At 64.7% G+C, this 21396-nt stretch carries 25 protein-coding genes and 1 other RNA gene; 4 read left to right on the forward strand and 22 right to left on the reverse strand.

Annotation, left to right across the window (positions count from 1 at the left end; translation table 11 throughout):
• Window position 1: 1 nt before the first annotated feature.
• The 5 genes from recR to QZZ02_RS01795 all read right to left on the reverse strand — a co-directional run bounded on the left by recR (window position 2) and on the right by QZZ02_RS01795 (window position 3226).
• Window positions 2-607 (reverse strand): recombination mediator RecR, encoded by a 606-nt coding sequence (recR, locus tag QZZ02_RS01775; RefSeq protein WP_291841851.1) that lies wholly within the window; start codon window positions 605-607, stop codon window positions 2-4.
• Between the two features lie 12 nt (window positions 608-619).
• Window positions 620-943, reverse strand: coding sequence for a YbaB/EbfC family nucleoid-associated protein (locus tag QZZ02_RS01780; protein ID WP_291841853.1), 324 nt, complete (start codon window positions 941-943; stop codon window positions 620-622).
• On the reverse strand, window positions 940-2748 hold the full coding sequence (locus QZZ02_RS01785; RefSeq protein ID WP_291841854.1) for a DNA polymerase III subunit gamma/tau: 1809 nt from the start codon (window positions 2746-2748) through the stop codon (window positions 940-942). The genes QZZ02_RS01780 and QZZ02_RS01785 overlap by 4 nt, the downstream gene beginning before the upstream one ends.
• Window positions 2749-2815: 67 nt before the next feature.
• Window positions 2816-2913, reverse strand: an RNA gene (ffs, locus tag QZZ02_RS01790) — signal recognition particle sRNA small type.
• A 64-nt stretch (window positions 2914-2977) separates the two neighbouring features.
• Window positions 2978-3226: a hypothetical protein gene (locus tag QZZ02_RS01795; RefSeq protein ID WP_291841855.1), complete on the reverse strand. Its 249-nt coding sequence runs from the start codon at window positions 3224-3226 to the stop codon at window positions 2978-2980.
• 122 nt (window positions 3227-3348) lie between these two features.
• Between QZZ02_RS01795 and QZZ02_RS01800 the strand changes: the two genes are divergently transcribed.
• Both QZZ02_RS01800 and nudC read left to right on the forward strand, forming a co-directional pair.
• Window positions 3349-3732: a VOC family protein gene (locus QZZ02_RS01800; RefSeq protein WP_291841856.1), complete on the forward strand. Its 384-nt coding sequence runs from the start codon at window positions 3349-3351 to the stop codon at window positions 3730-3732.
• Window positions 3729-4649 carry an NAD(+) diphosphatase gene (gene nudC, locus QZZ02_RS01805; RefSeq protein WP_291841857.1) on the forward strand — a complete coding sequence of 307 codons (921 nt, stop codon included), beginning with the start codon at window positions 3729-3731 and terminating at the stop codon, window positions 4647-4649. The genes QZZ02_RS01800 and nudC overlap by 4 nt, the downstream gene beginning before the upstream one ends.
• 83 nt (window positions 4650-4732) lie before the next feature.
• Here the strand turns inward: nudC and QZZ02_RS01810 are convergent, their stop codons facing one another.
• The 3 genes from QZZ02_RS01810 to QZZ02_RS01820 all read right to left on the reverse strand — a co-directional run bounded on the left by QZZ02_RS01810 (window position 4733) and on the right by QZZ02_RS01820 (window position 6566).
• Window positions 4733-5305, reverse strand: a complete 573-nt coding sequence (locus QZZ02_RS01810) for a carboxymuconolactone decarboxylase family protein (protein WP_291841859.1) — start codon at window positions 5303-5305, stop codon at window positions 4733-4735.
• Between the two features lie 307 nt (window positions 5306-5612).
• The gene (locus tag QZZ02_RS01815) at window positions 5613-5825 is read right to left on the reverse strand and encodes a hypothetical protein (RefSeq protein WP_291841860.1); all 213 of its coding nucleotides are present in this window, start codon (window positions 5823-5825) and stop codon (window positions 5613-5615) included.
• A 216-nt stretch (window positions 5826-6041) separates the two neighbouring features.
• The gene (locus QZZ02_RS01820) at window positions 6042-6566 is read right to left on the reverse strand and encodes a porin family protein (protein WP_291841861.1); all 525 of its coding nucleotides are present in this window, start codon (window positions 6564-6566) and stop codon (window positions 6042-6044) included.
• Between the two features lie 284 nt (window positions 6567-6850).
• Between QZZ02_RS01820 and QZZ02_RS01825 the strand changes: the two genes are divergently transcribed.
• Window positions 6851-7525: a cytochrome c family protein gene (locus QZZ02_RS01825; RefSeq protein ID WP_291841862.1), complete on the forward strand. Its 675-nt coding sequence runs from the start codon at window positions 6851-6853 to the stop codon at window positions 7523-7525.
• Between the two features lie 113 nt (window positions 7526-7638).
• Here QZZ02_RS01825 and QZZ02_RS01830 read toward each other — a convergent pair whose 3' ends face one another.
• The 3 genes from QZZ02_RS01830 to QZZ02_RS01840 all read right to left on the reverse strand — a co-directional run bounded on the left by QZZ02_RS01830 (window position 7639) and on the right by QZZ02_RS01840 (window position 10229).
• Window positions 7639-8490: an NlpC/P60 family protein gene (locus QZZ02_RS01830; RefSeq protein WP_291841864.1), complete on the reverse strand. Its 852-nt coding sequence runs from the start codon at window positions 8488-8490 to the stop codon at window positions 7639-7641.
• Window positions 8430-8801 (reverse strand): MarR family transcriptional regulator, encoded by a 372-nt coding sequence (locus QZZ02_RS01835; protein ID WP_291841865.1) that lies wholly within the window; start codon window positions 8799-8801, stop codon window positions 8430-8432. Before QZZ02_RS01835 ends, QZZ02_RS01830 begins: the two co-directional genes overlap by 61 nt.
• Before the next feature lie 63 nt (window positions 8802-8864).
• Window positions 8865-10229, reverse strand: coding sequence for a leucyl aminopeptidase family protein (locus tag QZZ02_RS01840; protein ID WP_291841866.1), 1365 nt, complete (start codon window positions 10227-10229; stop codon window positions 8865-8867).
• Between the two features lie 136 nt (window positions 10230-10365).
• On the opposite strand from QZZ02_RS01840, the gene QZZ02_RS01845 reads away from it, so the two are divergent.
• On the forward strand, window positions 10366-11160 hold the full coding sequence (locus QZZ02_RS01845) for a tetratricopeptide repeat protein (RefSeq protein ID WP_291841867.1): 795 nt from the start codon (window positions 10366-10368) through the stop codon (window positions 11158-11160).
• On the opposite strand, the gene QZZ02_RS01850 is transcribed toward QZZ02_RS01845, so the two are convergent.
• The 11 genes from QZZ02_RS01850 to QZZ02_RS01900 all read right to left on the reverse strand — a co-directional run bounded on the left by QZZ02_RS01850 (window position 11157) and on the right by QZZ02_RS01900 (window position 21234).
• Complete coding sequence (locus QZZ02_RS01850) at window positions 11157-11591, reverse strand: hypothetical protein (protein ID WP_291841868.1); 435 nt, start codon at window positions 11589-11591, stop codon at window positions 11157-11159. The genes QZZ02_RS01845 and QZZ02_RS01850 overlap by 4 nt on opposite strands.
• 83 nt (window positions 11592-11674) lie before the next feature.
• Window positions 11675-12184: a hypothetical protein gene (locus QZZ02_RS01855; RefSeq protein WP_291841869.1), complete on the reverse strand. Its 510-nt coding sequence runs from the start codon at window positions 12182-12184 to the stop codon at window positions 11675-11677.
• Between the two features lie 62 nt (window positions 12185-12246).
• Window positions 12247-13242 (reverse strand): type II secretion system F family protein, encoded by a 996-nt coding sequence (locus QZZ02_RS01860; protein WP_291841870.1) that lies wholly within the window; start codon window positions 13240-13242, stop codon window positions 12247-12249.
• Between the two features lie 7 nt (window positions 13243-13249).
• Window positions 13250-14245: a type II secretion system F family protein gene (locus tag QZZ02_RS01865; RefSeq protein WP_291841871.1), complete on the reverse strand. Its 996-nt coding sequence runs from the start codon at window positions 14243-14245 to the stop codon at window positions 13250-13252.
• 4 nt (window positions 14246-14249) lie between these two features.
• Window positions 14250-15773 carry a CpaF family protein gene (locus QZZ02_RS01870; RefSeq protein WP_291841872.1) on the reverse strand — a complete coding sequence of 508 codons (1524 nt, stop codon included), beginning with the start codon at window positions 15771-15773 and terminating at the stop codon, window positions 14250-14252.
• 7 nt (window positions 15774-15780) lie between these two features.
• Window positions 15781-17295 (reverse strand): AAA family ATPase, encoded by a 1515-nt coding sequence (locus QZZ02_RS01875; protein WP_291841873.1) that lies wholly within the window; start codon window positions 17293-17295, stop codon window positions 15781-15783.
• Between the two features lie 12 nt (window positions 17296-17307).
• Complete coding sequence (locus QZZ02_RS01880) at window positions 17308-17991, reverse strand: CpaD family pilus assembly protein (RefSeq protein WP_291841874.1); 684 nt, start codon at window positions 17989-17991, stop codon at window positions 17308-17310.
• An 11-nt stretch (window positions 17992-18002) separates the two neighbouring features.
• A complete protein-coding gene (locus tag QZZ02_RS01885) occupies window positions 18003-19463 on the reverse strand; it encodes a type II and III secretion system protein family protein (protein ID WP_291841875.1) in 1461 nt (486 codons plus the stop codon).
• A gap of 11 nt (window positions 19464-19474) precedes the next feature.
• Complete coding sequence (cpaB, locus tag QZZ02_RS01890) at window positions 19475-20311, reverse strand: Flp pilus assembly protein CpaB (RefSeq protein ID WP_291841876.1); 837 nt, start codon at window positions 20309-20311, stop codon at window positions 19475-19477.
• Window positions 20312-20450: 139 nt separating this feature from the next.
• Window positions 20451-20948 (reverse strand): prepilin peptidase, encoded by a 498-nt coding sequence (locus QZZ02_RS01895; protein ID WP_291841877.1) that lies wholly within the window; start codon window positions 20946-20948, stop codon window positions 20451-20453.
• A 127-nt stretch (window positions 20949-21075) separates the two neighbouring features.
• Window positions 21076-21234, reverse strand: a complete 159-nt coding sequence (locus tag QZZ02_RS01900) for a Flp family type IVb pilin (protein WP_011642356.1) — start codon at window positions 21232-21234, stop codon at window positions 21076-21078.
• Between the last annotated feature and the right edge of the window lie 162 nt (window positions 21235-21396).

Consider the following 21396-nt stretch of genomic DNA (forward strand, 5'->3'; position numbering starts at 1 on the left):
TTCAGACGCTTGACCGGCTGCGGAAGGCTGCGGCCAGGGTCCCGTCATCGAGATAATCCAGCTCGCCACCCACCGGGACTCCCCGTGCCAGCGAGGTGACCGCCACGCCGCAATCAGCCATCCGGTCAGCCAGGTAGTGCGCCGTCGTCTGGCCATCGACCGTCGCATTGAGCGCCAGCACGATCTCGGACACCTCCTCACGGGCGGCGCGTTCCACCAGTTTGGCGATGTTGAGGTCTTCCGGTCGAACGCCGTCCAGCGCTGACAGGACACCGCCGAGCACATGATAACGCCCCTTGAAGGCACCGGCCCGCTCGAGTGCCCACAGGTCGCCGACAGTCTCGACCACGCAGATTGCGGCGTCGAGCCGGTTCGGCGCGGCGCAGACGGTGCACGGGTCGGCAACGTCGAGATTGCCGCATTCCGTGCAGGCCCGGATCTTGTCGGCGGCGTCCGCCAGCGCATCGGCCAGTGGACGCATCAGCGCGTCTTTCTTGCCGAGCAGATGCAGCGCGGCGCGGCGCGCCGAGCGCGGTCCCAGGCCAGGCAGTTTGGCGAGCAATGAGATCAGCCGTTCGATCTCGGGTCCGGCGGAAGCGGTTTTCATTCCGGGCGGGGCCTAGAAGGGCATCTTCATGCCGGGCGGCAATTGCAGGCCGCCAGCCGCTTCCTTCATGATCTCCTGCTGGGCTGCTTCGCCCTTGCGGCGGGCATCGGCATGCGCTGCCTTGACGAGATCCTCGAGGATTTCCGGCTCTGACGGGTCCAGCACGCCCGGATCGACCTTGAGCGACACCATATCCCCCTTGGCGGTCAGCGTGACACGGACCATGCCGGCCCCGGCCTCGCCCGAGACCTGCGTTTCGTCGAGCCGGGCCTGGGCTTCGGCCATTTTCGCCTGCATGGCCTGCGCCTGCTTCATCAGGCCCATCAGATCGGTCATGCGCGTTTCTCCGTGGTCTCATCATTTCGATCAGCATCCGCCGGCGCAGGATCGCGCACGGCGGTGATTTCGGCGCCCGGGAAAAGGCGCAATGCCTCGGTAACGGCCGGGTCGCGGCGAGCCGCCTCCAGGCGTTCCGCCTTAAGGCGTTCACGCCGTTCGGCCCAGGTCTCGCCGCCGCGAAGACCGGCATCAGCGAGGATCATCCAGCGCTCGCCGGTCCATTCCAGAAGTCGTCGGGACAGGCGCTGGGCGAGATCGCGCGGCGCGTCCTCGATCGGCTGAAAGCTGAAGGAGCCGGGCTTGAACGCCGCCGGACGCACATAGCGCTCCATGTCGGACTGCAGACCGATATCGCGCTTCTCGCGCAGCATTTCCATCAGCGCTTCCCAGGTCTGCGGTCCGCAGATCGCAGCCTCATCCTGTTCAACGGCGCTGGCCGGTTCCGCTTCCTGCAGCGCACGATGGCTGGAAGACAGGCTGGACGGATTGCTGGCGGCAGGGGCCGGGTCCGGCGCGGTGGCCGGCTCAGGCTTTCCCGGCGCCTCCGACGGTGCGCCGGTGCGCGGCAATCCGGCGAGAACGCGTGCGGCCTCCTCCGGCGGCGGCAGGCTGGCGGCGGAAGCCAGGCGCAGGACCGTCATCTCCGCGGCAGCCAGCGCATCCGGCGCGGCGCGGACATCATCGAGTCCGGTCAGCAAGATCTTCCACATCCGGGTCAGCTGACCCAGAGTCTGGCTCTCCGCCAGCGTCACGAGGCGGGTCACCGTGTCGGCGGCTTCACCAAGGTCGGCCTTCGGTCCCGCTGCTTTCACCCGCGCCGTGGCATGGACATAGTCCAGCAGGTCCCGGGTGATCACCACCGGATCACCACCGGCATCATGCAGGGACGCCAGCTCGGCCAGGGCATCGGCTGTCCTGCCGGTCAGCGTCTGTTCCAGCAGGTCGAGCACGCGGGCCCGGTCGGCCAGCCCCAGCATATCGCGGATCTGCGGCGCGCTGACCGGTCCGTCGGCGTCGCTGCCCTGGACGATCGCCTGGTCCAGAAGCGACAGGGCGTCACGCACCGACCCTTCAGCCGCACGCGAGATCAGCGACAGTCCGTCACGCTCCACCGACGCGCCCTCGAGGCCGCAAATCCGGTCGAGATGATCGGTCAGGACTTCGCGCTCGATCCGCTTGAGATCGAAGCGCTGGCAACGCGACAGCACCGTCACGGGAACCTTGCGGATCTCGGTCGTCGCGAAAATGAACTTGGCGTGCTCGGGCGGCTCCTCCAGCGTCTTCAACAGGGCGTTGAAGGCGGAGGTCGAGAGCATGTGCACTTCGTCGATGATGTAGACCTTGTAGCGCGCCGACACCGGGGCATAGCGCACGCCTTCCAGGATCTCGCGGATATCGCCGACACCGGTCCGCGAGGCGGCGTCCATCTCCATCACATCGACATGCGCCGAGCGGGCAATGGCCTCGCAATGACGGCCGGTTTCGGCCAGAGCCATGGAGGGGGCGTCGATACTGTCGGTCTGGAAGTTCAGCGCCCGCGCGATGAGGCGGGCCGTTGTCGTCTTGCCGACCCCGCGCACCCCGGTCAGCATGTAGGCATGGGCGATGCGACCGGCGGCGAAGGCATTGGTCAGGGTGCGCACCATGGCGTCCTGGCCGATCAGGTCTTCGAACGTGTTCGGGCGGTATTTGCGGGCCAGCACCTGGTAACCCGGCTTGGGACCGGTGTCCGGCAGGTCGAGCCCGGGCATCAGGACGTCGCCCGCTCCGTCGGCATCGTTCGGGAGCGGCGTATCATCCATGACAGCTCATCGGGTTTGCGGTTGCCGGCGGCGGCCTCGAAACACGGCGGTCACGGGCGCACGATAGAGTGGAAGACCGGACAGCGACCCGAGCGAAACTCGTTACGGCTGCTTCCTTCCGGACCTGACCGGGTTGGCGAGGCGCTCGTCCACCGCCGATCTTCCACCCCCTATATCGCGTGCCTGAGGCTGGGGTGCAAGGGATGGCGGCAGACATTCCGGCGCCGCGTCAGGCCGACCGTCCGGACCGTGGGGACAGGCTCGTTGACGGCTTGATTTCACCCTCGCCGATATGGGCGGCGGCGCGCAGAAACATGGCATGTGCATCGAGCGCCGCGATCAGCGCCTCGTCGCCGCCGGAGGACAAGAGGAGGTCGCGCCAGTAATCGGTGACCCGCGACTGTGTTTCCAGCCAGTCGCGCACGACGAGGCTGGCCTGGTTAGCCTGAAGCAGGGACGGGTCGGAACAAGCAGACATGGGCAATACCTCCGGATCAGCCCCGCCATTTAATTGCGAATCATTCTCAATAGCAAGGGCAGGATGACAGCCGAACCTGCCGCGGGCAGTTTGTCGGCACGCCATCGCTCCGGGAGACCGCCATGACCGCCAACCTGCTTGGAAGCGCGGCCATCCTTTTGACGCCCGGCCTCGCCTCTGCCGTGCACTGGTACCGGTCCGCGCCGGGCTTTGCCTGCGATTTTGACCCGGCCACAAACCAGGCCTTTGCCATCGCCGAGCGAGACGGCGCCGCAATCATGCTCCGGCAGGCCGACACTGCGCCGCCACCCCTGCGCACCCACACGCCGGGTCTCGACCTATTCGATGCCGATGTCTGGGTTCGCGACATCGCGATCCTCGCCGAAGACCTTGCGGCCCGTGCAACACCCCTTGTTGAAGGCCCGGTCAAACGTATCTATGGCTGCACGGAGATCGCCGTCCACGATCCGGACGGCCACCGCATCGTATTCGGATATTGCCCATGAATGACCGCTCCCTGCTGGCCGACCGAGACCCGCTCGTCTTTGCCGGATCACCGCTCGATCGGGGCGAGTTGTTGCGCCGCGATGAAAGCCGGGTCGCCGGTTTGCTGGGCGGCAATGAGGGCTGGTGGCTGGGCCTGGTCGAGGGCGATCCGGTCCTGCAGGGCCAGGGTGGCCTGTTCTGGTTTCGGCGCGATGAGATCGCCGCCCTGGCGGATATGGAATGCGGCCTTTTCCTTGGCCATTACAGGGGATCGCCCTGCTTCGCGGCCGCCATCACCGCGCCCGACAGCCTGCCGCTTGGCACGCAGGTCACGCCGGCCCGCCAGGCAGCCATGGCATTGAGCCATGACGAGGCCGCGATCTATGCCCAGGCCAAGGCCTTGCTCGCCTGGCATGCGCGCCACGGCTTCTGCGCCGCATGCGGAAGCGCGACCCTGATCAGGTCCGGCGGCGGGCGGCGCCAGTGTCCGGCTTGTGAAACCGAGCATTTTCCGCGTGTTGATCCGGTCGTGATCATGCTGGCCACCGATGGCGACCGCTGCCTCTTGGGACGCCAGGAAGCCTGGCCGGAAGGCATGTGGTCGGCACTCGCCGGTTTTGTGGAACCGGCCGAGACCCTGGAAGAGGCGTGCGCCCGCGAACTCGAGGAAGAGGCTGGCGTCAAGGCCGACATCGCGCAGATCCGCTATGTCATGGGCCAGCCCTGGCCCTTCCCTTCCTCGCTGATGATCGGGCTGGTCGCCCCGGTCAGCGATGCCACCGTGACTGTGGATCCGCACGAGCTCGAACAGGCCCGCTGGTTCAGCCGCGACGAGGTTCGCGCCATGCTCGCCGGCACGCATCCCGATGCGGCCATGCCCCCCTCGATCGCGATTGCGCGCCGCCTCTCGGAGCTCTGGGTCGACGGCGCGATCTGATCAGGCGCAACCTTGCCGCCGGCAGCCGGAGTAAGCCGGAGGGAGCCGGAGAGCCGGCCCCGCACCGGGCGACACGCCCGTGCTCAGTCGGCATGCTGAAGGATGGGCTTCGACCAGGCCATGGCCTGGAATGCGTCATCCAGCTCGGTCTCGGCGATGTGATTGACGTAGTTGGACATCGTTTTCATCGTCACGCCTGTCATCACGTCCAGAATGTTGGCCCTGGTAAAGCCGGCGGCCAGGAAGGCGTCGATATCGTGGCGCTCGACGAGACCGCGATTGCGCACGATGGACGCCGTGAATTGCCGCAACGCCTCGAGCCGCGGGTCGCTGTCGATCACCGTCCCTTCACGCAGCGCTGACAGGACCTGACGGTCGAGATCAGTGTTCAGCGACACCGTCGAATGGGCCGCGACGCAATAGCCGCAATTGTTCTCGCGGCTCGTGGTCAGCAGCACGACCTGCTGTTCGGCCGGGGTCAGCCCGCTCTGCCCGTAGAGGCTGGACAGGGTGGCATAGGACTCCAGCGCCGCCGGCGACGCCGCCAGTTCACCCATGAGATTGGGGATGAAGCCGTATTTCGAGCGGACCGATCTGAGGATCGGCTTGGCCTTGGCCGGCGCGGTCGTTTCGTCGAAAATCATCAGCTTGGTCATGGTGTTGCCCTTCGTTTTGCTGCAAGCGGATAACCGCCCGAGCGAGCATGCTTGCGCATGCGGGCCCAGGGTGTGCCGTCATCAAACCGGGTGCCTTTCGGTCGCGGCTGCGGGTGGTAGGACCGGAGCGGCCGCCCTCATTCGTGTGGCACTGGAACGCAAATGCCGATCTGATGCAGCGCACGCATCGTACCGTAACGAAACCATAACACAGACGGTCCACGCAACCGAATCGGACGCATGGTCAGCGGTAGCCGGAACCGTGATCCAGGCCCCGGTCCCGGTCCCGGTGCGGGTCCGGGTCCGGTCAGCCATCGAAGCGGTGGACCCAGGCAAGGTCCAAGGCATCGCCCTCGCCAAGCCCGTCAGGGTCGGTCCGGATACAAGCGACGCGCAAACGCGCGAGGCCGGGTCTGCGACAGCTCGGCCCCGCCAGTTTGCGGTCCGGACAGGCCGAAACCGCGGCGTCGAGACCGAAATCGTCAGAGACATTGTCCTGTGCCCCGGCTGAACCGCGCATGGCCAGCCGCCCTGCCGCAGTCAAGCGAAGCCTCACGCAACATCCTGATATTTCTGGTAAATGCCTCTCACGAGAAGACTGGGGCCTGACCGCTGATCCCGGTCTGGATGCCGGGTTCATCTCGGTTGCATGCCGCCAATCCTGTGACGGCTCGGCAATGAAAAGGGCCGCGGCGCTGATGCGCCGCAGCCCCTTCCCGGCCCGGAGGCAACCGGTTCAGCCGCCGATGCGACGGACGTAGGAGATGCCGTAGAAATCGGCTTCGCCACCATCGTCATAATCATAGCGGGTGTAGTCGACGCGGACGCCGTTGCGGGCATCGAAATAGTATTCACCACCCACGCCATAGGCCCAGGCCTGGTCATCGGCGCTGAAGCTCAGGCCGGCGGCCGAGGCTTCACCTTCGGTCGTTGTATAACCGGCCCGCAGGAAGACGGAGCCATTCTCATTCGAGAACGGGCGTACAACACCGAAAACGCCAGCAACATAGTCGAGGCTGACATCGCCGGTCACGGCGCCAACGGTGACGCTTTCATCGCCTAGGCCGATATTGAGCTGACCTTCGACACCCAGATACCGGGTGAAGTCATAGCTGCCGCGCGCGACAACGGTATCGAAATTCGCACCGTCAAAGTCGGCGGCTTCATAGCCAACGCCGACGCGGAACTGACCGTCCTGCGCCGAGGCACCGGCAGCGAGGGCGAGAACGGAGAGGGAGGAGACAAGCACTGTACGGAACATTTTGGATCAACCTTGATTGGTAATTGTTAGCTGTACGCCATTGGCGCCCCCCAGCCGTCTGGTAGTTGGTGAGCAGACAGGGCCGGATCAAGGCCGCTCCAGCCCGGTCTGCAGTCCGGCATGCACAGGGCACCGACTGGCGCTTCGCGCACACACCCGCGCGGTCCGAAAAACCCCGTGCGTCGTGTTACCGCATGCAGTTGAACGCGTTGCGGTGTTGCCTGCGCGCGCGGCGCGTGCCAAACACGGATCGATTTTCAACCTGAATGAATTTGGGGGCGTCCATGGGCGAACTCTTCTGGAACAAGGTTGCCGGCGTCGTGCTGGCAACAGTACTGGGTGTCCTGGCCATTACCGAGCTGGGCCATCTTCTGGTTCCGTCGCATGCCGCGCACGAACTTACCGCTGAAAACACCGCCTATCCGGTGGATTGGGCGGCCATCGGCTCCGGTCCCAGCACCGAAGTGGTCGAGGAAGGCCCGACCGATTACGGTCTGGTTCTCGCTGCCGCCGATATCGGTGCCGGTGAACGCGCTGCCCGTCGCTGTGCCGCCTGCCACACCTTCAATGAAGGTGGCGCCAACGGCGTCGGCCCCAACCTCTGGGGCATCGTCAATGCGGACATCGCCAACCATGCGGGCTTCAGCTATTCCGCCGCACTTGAGGGCCTGGAAGGTGCATGGACCTATGCGGCACTCGACGCCTTCATCGAGAATCCGTCCGGCTATGCCTCGGGTACGGCCATGTCGTTCCGCGGCCTGGGCAATGACGATACCCGCCTCGAGCTGATCGCCTATATGCGGTCGCTGTCGAACAATCCGGCGCCGCTCCCGGCCCCGCTTGCCGACACCGCCTCGCTCCGCGCTGTCGATGATGCCATGGGAACAGCCATGGAGGCCGTCGAAGAGGTCGTCGAGCATGCCGATGACGCCGGCGAAGACCATGAGGGCGAGCACTAGGCGCCACCCGGTTTCAAACAGATCAAGCCCCGGCATCGTCCGGGGCTTTTTTCTGTCTGCCTGTGAGATTGTCTGCCTGTGAGATTGTCAGGCTGCGAGGCTGTCAGGCCTGATCAGACGGGCCGGTAGATTGCCCGCACCGGATTCTCGGCGGCCCGGATGCGGGCCGCGGCTGCCGCGAAGGGCTCCAGCGTGACATCCATGCTCGACGCATTGGCATGCAGGAGGTGTTCGCTGTCGGTGAGGATGCCGACATGGCCCGGCCAGAAGACGACATCACCACGCTGGCGCTCGGCCTCGCCGGTGACATCGCGCCAGCGCGCCTTGAGCAGGGCCTCCTGCTGGTCGGCATCGCGCGGCATGTCCTGGCCGGCGGCCTGCAGCGCCATCTGCACCAGGCCGGAGCAATCCAGTCCCAGGCTCTCCTTGCCGCCCCACAGATAGGGCGCGCCAAGAAATGCCTCGGCGACGGCCACGAAATCCGACGCGGTCTCGCCGCGAGGCGCGACATGCGCGGCGATCACCCAGCCCAGGCCAATCGCCTCGACAAAACGGCCGTCCCGGCGCCCGGTCGCAATACCGGCATTGAGGCTGAGCAGATGGTTCGGCGCCGTCTTGATGTTCGGTTCCGAAAAGGCGTAGGTGCGCAATACCGCAATCCGGTGGTCGACCGGATGGATCTCGCGCGACAGGCCGGCCAGATCGACCCAGCCAACATAGCCATCGCTGCGCGCCTGACCCCAGGCCCAGCCGTCACGCGTTTCCAGAACGGCGAAGAGATCACCCGCCAGAAGCTGGTCGTCCATCGCCCCGTTCGGCTCCGGCGACCGACGGATCGGCGCGGCCGGGACGATGGCCTGGTATTCGACGGGGTCGACGAAATGGTCGGCTTCGACCCGCCCCTTCAGTTCAGAGGATGCGAGGTCGGGCCTGGCGGCGGTGATGCGGGGATCCAGCTGGGACATGTGCGTGTTTCCTCGGCACGATGAGCGACGGCTTCGCCGTAATCGTACAGGAAAACCGCCCCCTTTACAGTGCGATGCACCGAGACATCACGCTTGTCGTCGCGGTCGCGCTTGCGCCGCACAAAGCCCTGGCGTTCGAGCACGTCGAGCGCCCGCGTGACGGCCGGCTTGGGCAGGTCCAGCTGACGGGCCAGGTCGCGGATCGCGTGCGGACCCGGCTTCATGAAGATCGACAGCAGGAGTGCGAATTGTCGCGCGGTCAGGTCGGCCGCAGCGCCTCGCACCGCATCCGCCGACACACGTCGCATCATCTCAAGCGATGTCATCGCCTGTGACGGCATACCGGTCTCCAAGAATCAGTCTGATCCGATTGATCAGCCCCTATTCTGGAACCGCTCCTTGAGCATTTGGTAAACGGCGCGTGCCGCATGCATGTCGCCGCCCTTGGGGCGTCCGGGTCGCGGCTTCGGGTTCCAGGCGAAAATGTCGAAATGGACCCAGCGCGCGGTGCCCACAAAACGGCGCAGGAAGAGCGCCGCCGTGATCGAGCCGGCCATCGGCGTGGCCGCGCTGTTGACCAGATCGGAAATCTCGCCGTCCATTTCGCTTTCATACCCGTCCCAGAGCGGCATGCGCCACAAGGGATCGGCGACCGCCCTGGCGCAGCGGGCAAGGTCCGCGGCGACATCGTCATCATCGGTGTAGAAAGGCGCGACCTCCGGGCCGAGCGCGACCCGTGCGGCACCTGTCAGGGTCGCAAAATCGAGCAACAGATCGACGTCCACCTCGGTCGCGCGGGCCAGCGCATCGCCCAGGACGAGCCGTCCCTCGGCGTCGGTATTGTCGATCTCGACGGTCAGGCCCTTGCGCGAGTCGATGATGTCGCCGGGCCGGAAGGCGCCCGCGCCGACCGCATTCTCAACCGCAGGGACGAGAAGGTGGAGACGGACCGGCAGATTCATCGCCATGACCAGGCGGGCGAGCCCCATCGCATTGGCACCGCCGCCCATATCCTTTTTCATCAGGCGCATGAACTGCGCCGCCTTGAGATCAAGACCGCCGGTGTCAAAGCATACACCCTTGCCGACAATTGCGAGGCGGGGATGCGTTTCATCACCCCATTCCAGCTCGAGCAGGCGCGGCGATTCGGCTGCGGCACGGCCCACGGCGTGGATCATCGGATAATTCTGCGCCAGGAGGTCATCGCCGCGCGTGACATGAACCGCGGCGCCGAATTCCTCGGCCAGTCTGCGGAATGCTGCTTCCAGGCCTTCCGGGCCCATGCGGTCGGCCGGCGTGTTGACGAGGTCGCGGGTCAGGTGCACCGCCTCGGCGATCGCCTTGGCCTCGTCAAGGTCGGCCCCCTCCGGCGCGACCAGACAGGCGGCCGCGCGCGGGGCCGGCTTGTAGGTGGTGAAACTGTAACTGCCGAGCGCCCAGGCGGTAGTGGCCAGCGTTGCGTCCCAGGCCCCGGGAAGTGTCTCAAGCTGCCAGTTTCCCTCCGGCAGGGTGAGCGCCGCCGCGCCCAGCACAAAGGCGTCTTCTGCCTTGCCGGTTCCGAACAGGGCACCGGCATCCGCACCGTCGGGCAGCAATACGAACTGACCCGGCTTGCCCTTGAAACCGGCGGCCAGGCTGCGGTGCTCCGGCGCCAGTTGCGCAATCGCGGCATCGGCACCCGCCTCGTCGACGAGGCGCAGTATCCGGGCGTCCGAAGCGGTGGCGATAAGGGCGGTCATGGGTATTCCTTTCATGGCTCCGGTCATGGCTCCGGACGGGATCATGTCGCAGATCCGGAGAGGACGGGCGGGTTAACCCATTCTTGACCGGCGCAGCGCAGATTCAAGCCATGCTTGACAGTGGCCCGGTTTGACCATGCGTAATCTTTTCCTTCTCGCCCCGCTAGGCGCCCTTCTGCTGGCCGCCTGTGCGACCACTGCCCCGACCGAACAGGAACAGGCCGTCATCGACACGATGAACGCCAACACCATCGTGCCGGCCTCGGCCAGCGAACGCCAGGCTGTACGCAGCCAGGACATGCTGACCCAGGCCGCCTTCTGGGCCGAGGCCTATGACCTCAACCCGTCCGATCTGGAAGCCGCGCTGGAATTCTCGCGCGCCCTGCGCCAGCTGGGCAATCACCAGCGCGCCAGCGAGGTCGCCCGCCAGACGCTCGCGCTTTACCCGGACAATGCAGACCTGCTGCTCGCCCATGGCAGCGCCCTCGCCGCCGCCGGTCGCGGTGCGGCCGGGATTGAATCGCTGCGCCGGGCCAGCCAGATCGACGGAACCCGCTGGCAGATCCACAACGCGCTCGGCATCGCCCTCGAACAGGCCGGTCAGAGCGAGGCCGCCCGCAATGCCTTCCGCCAGGCGCTCAACCTGTCGCCCGGCGAGCCGGCCATCCTGTCCAATCTCGCCATGTCCTACGTCACCGCCGGCGAGCCCGACACCGCCGAACGCATGCTGCGCGAGGCCATGGTCCGCCCGGGTGCCGACGCAACCGTCCGCCAGAACCTGGCCCTCGTGATCGCCCTGCAGGGCCGTTTCGGGGAAGCCGAGGAATTGGCCCGGGTCGACGTGTCGCCGCAAATGGCGGAAGCCAACATGGCCTATATCCGCGCCATGCTGACCACCAATCGTCGCTATGACGCGGTACGCGAGAACTAGCGCCGGACCGGACGTCCCGTCAAAAGCCCCATCGTCGTGATCAGGATCACCGCCGACAGGGCGATGAGATTCACGGTCACGCCAAAATATCCATTCATGCCCATGCCGATGAACGGATTGCCGACCAGAAGCAGCCAGTCGGTCATGGATGCAAGGAAAAAGGCGCCATAGGCATAGGCGGACCAGCGCGAGCGCATCAGCAGCATGAACCACGCGACCAGGGCAACAAAGAGGGCCAGCAGGAAGACCGTTTCCTGCAGGAACGACATGCTGGCGACATAGCCATAGGCGTCGAACTGAAACCGGTCTCTGGGCCAGGTCCCGGTCCGGACCATGAGATCAAGCACACCCCAGCGACCATAGGTGAAGGCACCATAGCCGCACAACAGAACCGTCGCCCAGTAAAGCGCAACGTCGCGCGAAAATTTCATCTTGTGATCCCGTTCAACCGCGTCGTCGTCTCGCTCCCGGTACACTTGTAGACCGGCACGGCAGACAGACGGAATACAAATATTCAGCTGCTCTCGCTGGGCACGGGCGGTGGCGGCGGCGGTGGCGGTGGCGGTGGCGGTGCGATCTCCGCATCTTCCAGAGTCTTGAGCGGGAAATCCTTGCGCAACAAGGGGGTAACCAGTGTGTGGTCGAAGCGGAAATCCTCGACCAGCTCGCGCAGCTCGACCGGAGCCCGACCGTCCTTCGAGGCTTCGCTACCGCGGTAAAGGGCATAAAGACGCAGGTAATTCTTGTCGTCACGCGAAAGGGAGGTGTCATCAAGGCGCGAGCACACGGCGATCAGCTTCTGCAGACCCTGCTTTCGCTTGCCGGCCTTGAGCTCGATCATTGCGCCGGCGAGACCGACCTTCCAGCCCATGTCGACAAAATGCGTCTTGGGCGCATGCGTCAGTGCCTGCCGGGCCGCGTCGATGCGGTCGGACGCAAGCGCGCTCATCGCTTCACCCACGGCGGAATCAGCGCTGCGGATTTCCTCGCGGAGCCTGTCGGCTGTCTTGCGCCCGGAAAACATGGGCTGTGTCCACCTGTTCAACATGCACGATACCATTCAAGTAGCGCGCCAGAACGGATTCGTCACATGCTATTGAAGCGGATGATGGCCGGGCCAAGGATGACCACGAACAGGACCGGCAGGAAAAAGACGATCATCGGCACGGTCAGCTTGGCCGGCAGGGAGGCTGCCTTCTTCTCGGCAGCGGACAGGCGCATGTCGCGATTTTCCTTGGCCATGACCCGCAGCGCCTGACCCAGCGGGGTGCCATAGCGCTCGGCCTGGATCAAAGAGGTACACACAGCCTTCACCCCGGGATGATTGGTCCGCTTGGCGAGATTCTCGTAGGCGGTCCGGCGGTCCTGCAGATAGGACAGCTCGGCCGTCGTCAGCGACAACTCCTCGGCGAGCTCGATCGATTGCGAGCCGACTTCGCTGGAGACCTTGTGAAAGGCGGCCTCGATCGACATGCCGCTCTCGACGCAGATCAGCAGCAAATCGAGGCCATCGGGGAAGGCCCCCATGATCGATTGCTGCCGCTTGGCCGCGAGATTGGAGAGGTAGAGGTTCGGCGCGTAATAGCCCAGCAGGCCCAGCCCGAAGGAGAAACAGACCCGGGTAATCTGCGGCAGGCCGAAATCATTGATCATGAAGACGTAGAACAGGGCCATGCCAAACAGGATGAAGGGCGACAGCAGGCGGAAGAAGTAGAAGGTCACCGCCGGACGGCTGCCGCGCATGCCCGCCTGGGCCAGCTTTTCCTGCAGCGCGGGATCCTCGAACGCCTTTTGCAGGTTCAACGCATCGACGATGGAACGCACGAGGCCCTTGGCCTCGGCTCCGCGGATCGAACCCTTGGCGCCACGCGCATTGGCTTCCATCGCCTCACGGCTCTTGCGCCGCAGCTCCTCGCGGCGGTTGTTGACCGACTTGATGCGCTTGTCGAGCTTGTCCGAGCTCAAGGCCGGCGCCGACAGGGTAACGATCGTCGCGAAGACCAGGATCGCCGCGAAAAAGGCGATCAGACTCTCCGGATCAGTCAGGAAGTCGCGTATGTCGGTGAAGCCGATGCCGAACATGCCCGCCTCAGATCTTGAAATTGATCATGCCGCGCATGACCATGATGCCGATGAACATCCAGGTCACACTGCCCAGCAGCATCAGCTGACCGGTCGGGTGGGTGAACATCTGGCTCATGTATGACGGGGTTGTGGCATAGACGATGCCGAGTACGGCCGGCGGCAGCGAGCCGATAATGGCGGCCGATGACTTGGCTTCCGACGACAGGGCGCCGATCTTCTCGCGCATCATCTTGCGCGATCGCAGCACGGTGGAGAGATTGCCCAGAGTCTCGGCCAGGTTGCCGCCGGTCTTCTGCTGGATGATCAGCACGGTGCGGAAGAAATTGAGCTCGGGCAGCGGCATGCGTTCGCACATCCGGTCGAGGCCGTCCGGCAACGCCACGCCGACGGCGATGCCCTCGACCAGTTTCTCGAACTCTGTGCGCACGGGCTCCGGGCTCTCGACCGACAGGATTTTCAGACACTCATTGAGCGGCAGGCCGGACTTCACACCCCGGGTGATGACGTCGAGCGCGTTGGCAAATTCGCCGGAGAATTTCTTTTGGCGACGCCCGCGCAGGAATCCGAGATACCAGCGCGGCAGGCCGAGGCCGCTGATCAGTCCGATCGCACCGGTCACGATGAGATTCTGGCCCGTGACAAAGGCAATGACCAGACCGGCAATCGCCATACCGCCAGAGACCATCCAGAATACGGTCGGGGTAAACGACATGCCCGCCTGTTGGATCAACGCCTTGATCGACAGGGATTTCTTCCGCTGGTCACGCTGGCGCTGCTCGAGGTCCTTGAGCGATTCCTGGACCTGGCGCTTGCGTTGGGCGGCCTGGTCGAGCGCCGAAGTCTGACGTCGCCCGCGCTGCAGCCCGCCCGTCCCGACGGCGCGGTTCATGCGCTTTTTTGATTGCGCATCGCCGGCCGCGCCGACGACGACCCACCCGACACCGCCGACCGCCATGAAGGCCGCCGCTGCGGCAAAGATGAAGGCCATGTCACCGTTCATCGCGTCACACCTCCGATGCGTCGAGCGCGTTGGCGAGCTCACGCTCCAGGCCGAAATAGCGGGCGCGATCCCAGAATTTCGGGCGCGCAATCCCGGTCGAGGCGTGCTGGCCGACAATCTTGCCGTGCTCGTCCTCGCCCTTGATCTCGTAGAGGAAGAGGTCCTGGGTGACGATGACATCGCCCTCCATGCCAACCACCTCGGTGATGTGGGTGATTTTCCGCGAACCGTCGCGCAGGCGGGCCGCCTGGACGATGACGTCGATCGAACCGACGATCATTTCGCGGATTGTCTTGGCGGGCAGGTTGTAGCCGCCCATCGTGATCATGGACTCGATCCGCGACATGGCTTCGCGCGGCGAGTTGGCGTGCAGCGTGCCCATCGAGCCGTCATGGCCGGTATTCATGGCCTGCAGCAGGTCGAACGCCTCCGGCCCACGCACCTCACCCACGATGATCCGTTCCGGACGCATGCGCAGACAGTTCTTGACCAGGTCGCGCATGGTGACCTGGCCGGAGCCTTCCAGGTTTGGTGGCCGGGTCTCCAGGCGCACCACATGCGGCTGTTGCAGCTGGAGCTCGGCGGCGTCTTCGCAGGTCACGACGCGCTCGTCTTCCTCGATGAAGCCGGTCATGCAGTTCAACAGCGTCGTCTTGCCCGAGCCGGTTCCGCCCGAGATCAGCACATTACAGCGCGAAGCCCCGATGATGGAGAGAACCTTGGCGCCTTCCGGCGTGATGGAGTTGAACTCCACCAGGTTCTGCATCGTCAGCTTGTCTTTCTTGAACTTGCGTATGGTCAGCGTCGGACCGTCCAGCGCCAGCGGCGGGGCGATCACGTTGACACGCGAGCCGTCCAGCAGGCGGGCGTCACAGATCGGCGAACTTTCATCGACCCGGCGGCCGACCTGGCTGACGATACGCTGACAGATATTCATCAGCTGGGCATTGTCGCGGAAACGGATATTCGTTTCCTCGAGCTTGCCGTTGACCTCGATGAAGACCTTGTCGGCGCCGTTGACCATGATGTCGGCGATATCATCGCGCGCCAGCAGCGGTTCCAGCGGGCCGAAGCCGAGGACATCATTGCAGATGTCCTGGAGCAGCTGTTCCTGCTCGGCGATCGACATGGCGACATTCTTGATCGAGATGATCTCGGTCACGATGTCGCGGATTTCCTCGGCCGCGGTTTCATTGTCCAGACGCGCCAACTGTCCCAGATCGATGGTGTCGATCAGGGCGTTGAAGATCGTCGTCTTGATGGCGTAATACTCTTCCGAGCGACCGTTCGGCTCAGCGGCCCGCACCGTGCGCTTGGCGGCTTGCGGACCGGCATAGGCACCCGGGGCCGGCTTGGCGACGGGCTTGGGCGCCGGGGCAGCCTGTTTCGCGGCCGGACGCTGTGCCGGCGCCGACAGCGCCTCACGCCGCGACGCTTTTTCCGGACGTGCCTCCGCCTTCGGCGCAGCCGGGGGCGGCGTCAGCGGTGCGGTCGTGGGTGTCGGGCCTCCGGCACGCTTGCCGAACATGGGCTAACTAGCCTCCAAACAATTTCGAGATGAAGCTACGTTTCGGCATCGCCACAGGTGTCCGGCCGGAGACGAGGCTGGCGAGATGCGAGAAGCCTTCCGCCGCTTTCGATTTGGGATCGAGTTCGGTGATCATCTGGCCGTTATTGGCGGCCTTCCCGAACAATTGCGGCTCGAAGGGCAGAACCAGGGTCGGCGGCGTACCCAGCGCCTCGGCGAAATCCTTGATCGGGATTTCCGGGCGTTTCGGCATGCCGGCCATATTGATGACAACCCGCGGCGGCTCGTCATTGGGACGGGCGCCCGCCACAAGATCGAACAGGTTCTTGGCATTGCGCAGTGAGGCCAGATCCGGTGCTACAGTGACCACGACCTGGTCGGCCCCGAGCAGGGTCTGCTTGACCCAGGGCGTCCACATGTGCGGCAGGTCGAGCGCCACATAGGGTGCCTGGCGGCGCACCTTTTCCAGCACGGTCTCATAGTCCTGGGCGTTGAAGTCCCATTCCTTGTCGAGCGTGGCCGGGGCGGAAAACAGGCTCAGCCGGTCGGTACAGCGCACCAGGAGACGGTCGAGCAGTGCATCATCGAGACGATCCGGCTCGGCCAGGGCATCGCCCAGGGTTTGTGCCGGATCCTGGTTGAAATCGAGACCGGCCGTGCCGAACGACAGGTCGAGATCGACCAGCACGGCATCCGACTGCATGCCTTCGGTCATCGCCCAGGTGCAGTTGTGGGCAATCGTCGACGAGCCGACGCCGCCCTTGGCGCCGATGAAGGCAATCGTCTTGCCGGCAAAGGGCTGGTCCGGGTCGAGGAAAAGCTCGGAAATGGTGCGGATGACGTGCATCGGCGTCATCGGCGGCACCAGGTATTCGCTGACACCGCGCTTCATCAGCTCGCGATAGAGGCTGATATCATTGGCCGCACCGACGATGATGACCTTGGTATCGGGATCACAGACGCCGGCCAGTTCTTCGAGCTGATCGAACAGGCCGCGACCGCGCATGCCGCTCTCGATGATCAGCAGGTTCGGCGTCGTCTCGTCATGATAGCGCTCGATAGCCGCCGGCAGACCACCCAGCTCGACCGTCACATGCGCCTTGGCGAGGCGACGATCATTGGCCGCATTGTGGATCAGCGCGCCGGTTTCCGGACGCTCGCAGAAGGCACCGACCGAGATCCGCGGGACCGGCTGGTCAGACACGTCGTTATCGACCTCGCCATAAAGCGACTCGCCGACCGACATCGAGGCCACTTCCTCCTGCAGGTCCTCGAAGACCGGATCGACCACACGTTCCTGCCTGACCGGTGCCGGGGCCGGCTCCGGATCGGACAGGAAGGGGTCGTCGTCCCCGAAATCATCGGCGATATCCTCGCCCGGCGCCTGGCGCGCCGGTGCACGGTTCATCTCCTCGCGGGTGGCTTCACCCAGCAGAAGGCGTTCAACATCGGCGGCATCCAGGAAGGGATCATCGCCATCGAGGAACGGGTCCTGCTTCATTGCGCGACTGGCATCGGTCATGGCTGGCCCTCCCTAGTTTCCGTTGCCGACGCGAGAGACCGCGCCGCTTTCATGATCACTGCGTTCGCTGGTGGTGGATTCACCGGCGCGATAGCCGTCGATCACCGTCTGGCGGCGACCGGTATCGCCCGGCTCCATGTCCCGCGGTGCGACCAGGTCGCGCGGATCGGCGACCATGGCGGCCAGGTTCACAGCCATCGCACAGCCGAAATTCGTGTGGTGCCGGTTGTCGAACTCCATCGCCATATTGTCCCAGCTGCCATCGCACTCGGCGGGCGCCCGGGCGGCATAGCGGGTGAAGGAGAAGATGAGCTCGCCATTGTGCTGGCCGCGCGCATCGTAGGCGCCGCCGGCGATCAGGCGCCAGTCGATGCCCTGCTCGTAGAAGAAGGTGCGCGCCTCGGCGATGGCGCCGATGGCGGCGTCCTCATTGATTGCGCCCTGCGGATAGCTGATCACCAGCGGGCCGTGGCCGCGGGCCTTGTACTCGTTCGCTATGGCGGCCAGCAGGTTTTGCTGCGCCCAGGTCAGACCATTGTCACGCGGATCGACTGCAAATTCGGCACGATAGGTTTCCGCAACCGCGCTGGCCTGTGGCACACCGAGGCCCGACGGGGCCGTCGAGGCACAGGCGCCGAGCGATACGAGGCCGGCCAGACCGATCAGGGCACCGATTGTTTTTCTGTATGCCACCATCACCAACTCCACTACTCGAACAGGAAGCCGACCGGGCCGCTCCAGCCGCGCTCGCCCGTATCCGATCCGGGGACCGAATAGGCACGATTGATGCGGCCAAAGAGCAGGCTCGAAGCCTCACTGGCATTGCGGAATCCGTCCGCAGGCGTCTGCATCTGGTTCGGGTTCGTCGGATCCACCAGATAGGGCGTCACCAGCACGACCAGTTCGGTTTCCTGGTTCTCGAAATCCCGCGAGCGGAACAGCGAACCCAGCACCGGCAGGTTCTGGACACCGGGAACCCCGTCGAGATTCTGGCGCGTTTCTTCCTGGATCAAACCCGCCAGGACGAGACTGCCACCGGACGGCAATTCCACAGTGGTCTCGGTCCGGTTCACATTGAGGGCCGGAATGGTCAGGCCCGGCACCGTGCCGATGATGTTTCCGTCGTCATCCGTGACATTGTTCGACTGGAAGGTCAGCGATCCCTGGCTCGTCAGCTCCGACACTTCCGCCGAAATGCGCAACGAGATCCGGCCTTCCGACAGGACGACGGGCGTGAAGCCCAGACCGACACCGAAGGGCTTGTATTCAATGATGATATTGCCGTCACGGTCGCGCCCGACCGGGACCGGGAACTCACCGCCGGCGAGGAAGTTTGCACTTTCCCCCGTGATGGCGGTCAGGTTCGGCTCGGCCAGGGTGCGGACCAGACCGACCCGTTCCATCGCCTGCAACAGGGTCGAGACGCTCTCGACGCCGCCGACATTGCCGCTGACCCAGTCAATCGCCGCCGAGGTTCCGCCGAGGAAGCGGCCAACGCGGGAGAAGTCCGGCGAGGTGGCAATGTCGAAGCCGAACTCGCCCGAGCTGCCGGCAGTCGACAGGTTGACGCCGAGCTGGCGCACGATGGTGCGCTGCATTTCCACGATGCGGACCTTGAGCATGACCTGCTCGCGGGCCTCGACCGTGATCATGGACAGGATGTGTTCGGGATTGTCGACCCAGCGCTGGGCGATGCGCAGCGCAGCATCGGCGTCGGCGGCGCTCGGCGCCCGGCCTGACAGCACGATATGATCATTCATGGCTTCAACATCGACCCGCGCATTCGGCAGGAAACGGTCGATCGATTCCTGCAGGGGCGAGAGATCGCGCTCGACCCGCAGGTCGAGATCGAGGATCAGCTGGCCGTCGGCGTCGAAAAAGAAGGCATTCGTCTGGCCGGTGCCCATGCCCATGATGTAGGCCCGGCGCGGCGTGCGCACGATCGCCTCGACGATCGAGGGATTGGTCACCAGCACGTCGGCGACATCGACCGGCAGGTGAATGACGGCGGCCTTGGACAGCGGCAGGTCGAGGCTCTCTGAAACCGGCCCATTGCCCGGCTCGCGGATATAGACCTGCATGGTATTGCCGCGCTCGGTTCCCGCTGGCTGGGCGGCGACCGGAGCAGCAACGGCCAGGCTGGCCAGAAGGAGCAGGGTGCGGATCATCATCGCGGTCCTCATTCGTCCCCACCCAGCGCAACTTGCTGGGAGCGGCCATAGCGGATCAGGGTGACGGAGCTCGAACGGCGCTCCTGGAAAGACGGGTCAGGGACTTGCGGCAAGTCGCCGCCGGAGACGAGGACAGGCGCTCCGGTATTGTCCGTCAGGCTGCGCAGGACGAGCGCGATCTCGCCGCGAGCCACGGCGACGGAGACGGCGCGGGCCTGGTCCGGCGTAAGTTCCAGCGTGGCGGTCTCGCCGACCGCGACCTCGTCTTCACCATCGCTGGAGAAGGATTGGTCAATCGCCAGGACGCGGGCGTTCTCGACAATGGTCCGGGCCACGAAGCTGCGGCTCGAACCGCGGCGCCCCTCGGATTCCTCTTCAAAGGACACAATCACGTCGACGCGGTCATTTGGCAGGATGAAACCACCCGCCCCTGTTTCCGCAGAGATCGGAACGGCTACGGCGCGCATGCCCGGCGTCAGCACCGCGGCCATGAAGCCGGCATCGCCGGGCTGGACCAGCCGGCGTCCGGTGATCGGCTCGCCCTGGCTGATCGGGGCACGAACCACCGAGCCGGCGAAGTCGGCAATCGACTGACCGCGGTTTTCAACAATATACCCCGGCGCCACGGCCTCGTCGGGCCAGGCCTGCCAGTAGAAGTCGGCGGCATTGATTCGCTCGCCGATCGCGACATCGCGACGGGCGGCGAGGATGCGGACGGCGGGCCGCTCCTCGACCTGCACGACTTGCGGGGAATCATTGCTGGACATGGCCTGGCGGACAAAGAAGGCGACCGCGACCGCAGCGATGGCGGCGGCAGCAAGAATGGCGATGCGCACGGCATTCATCAGGCGTCTCGAACCTCTCAGGCACACGAATACATGTGCTAGGAGACGCTGAATTCCTCAAAGTGACGTTAATGCTATTGGGACAATGCCCTCTAACGGAACCTTTTTTCAGGGCCCGTAAAACACCGCTCAAATGCGCTTAAAACGCGCTCCAGAAGACCGTGTTTGGCAGGCTCCAGAAAACCCCGGCTGCAATCGCGATTCCGTAAGGAACCGGGGCGCTTTTCGCCAAGGCCGTGCCCTCCAGCCGACCGTCCAGCGACGGAATGCGCGGCGCCAGCCATCGCAGGGCCAGAAGGATGATCACCAGAACCCCGCCTGCCACTACGGTATGGACAAGAAATGCAAGGATTTCGGGCCAGCCGAACCACAGGGCTGCGGCGGCAAAGAGCTTGGCGTCACCGCCGCCGATCCAGCCCGGCGCAAACAGGGCGAAGCCAATGACCAGGGCGATCCCGCCACCGAGCAGGTGATTGCCGATTTCTGGCCAGCCAAGTCCGGCGGCCAGCACGGCGACCGGAAAGGTGAGCACGACGAGCCCGCACAGCCAGTTGGGAATGATGAACTTGCTCGCGTCGAACATGGCGGCCGCCAGCATCAGCCCGGCCAGAACCAGTATCGTGATCTGCATCACCATGCGCGCTTCCCCCGCTTCGTCAGTGCGGCGCAGAGTGACCGCGAAGACTTAATGAGGGGTTGGCAAAACGAAACGGGGCCGCCCCGTGTGGAGCGACCCCGCCATTCGTCTCACGTGTGACGGACGCTTAGAGCGCGCCGGCAACCGTGTTGAAGTTGTCGCTGACGCCCGTACCGAGCGCCGTCACGGCACCGATGATCACGACGGCGATCAGGGCGGCAATGAGGCCGTACTCGATCGCGGTGGCGCCGGATTCGTCTTTGAAGAAGCGAGAAATCATTTTCATTTGTTTACTCCCGTGTAGGTACCCAACCATCAGGAGCCGATCCGTCCCGACCTCTCCTGAACGCTGACCAATAAACACGAGAAGGATTTCATCCGAGTAAAAATTCGTGGTTACCAAAGTATATATTTGCCGGAACGGTCGCTATAGTTAACATTCGAATAA

Source organism: Maricaulis sp., from assembly GCF_015665295.1.
Lineage (GTDB): Bacteria > Pseudomonadota > Alphaproteobacteria > Caulobacterales > Maricaulaceae > Maricaulis.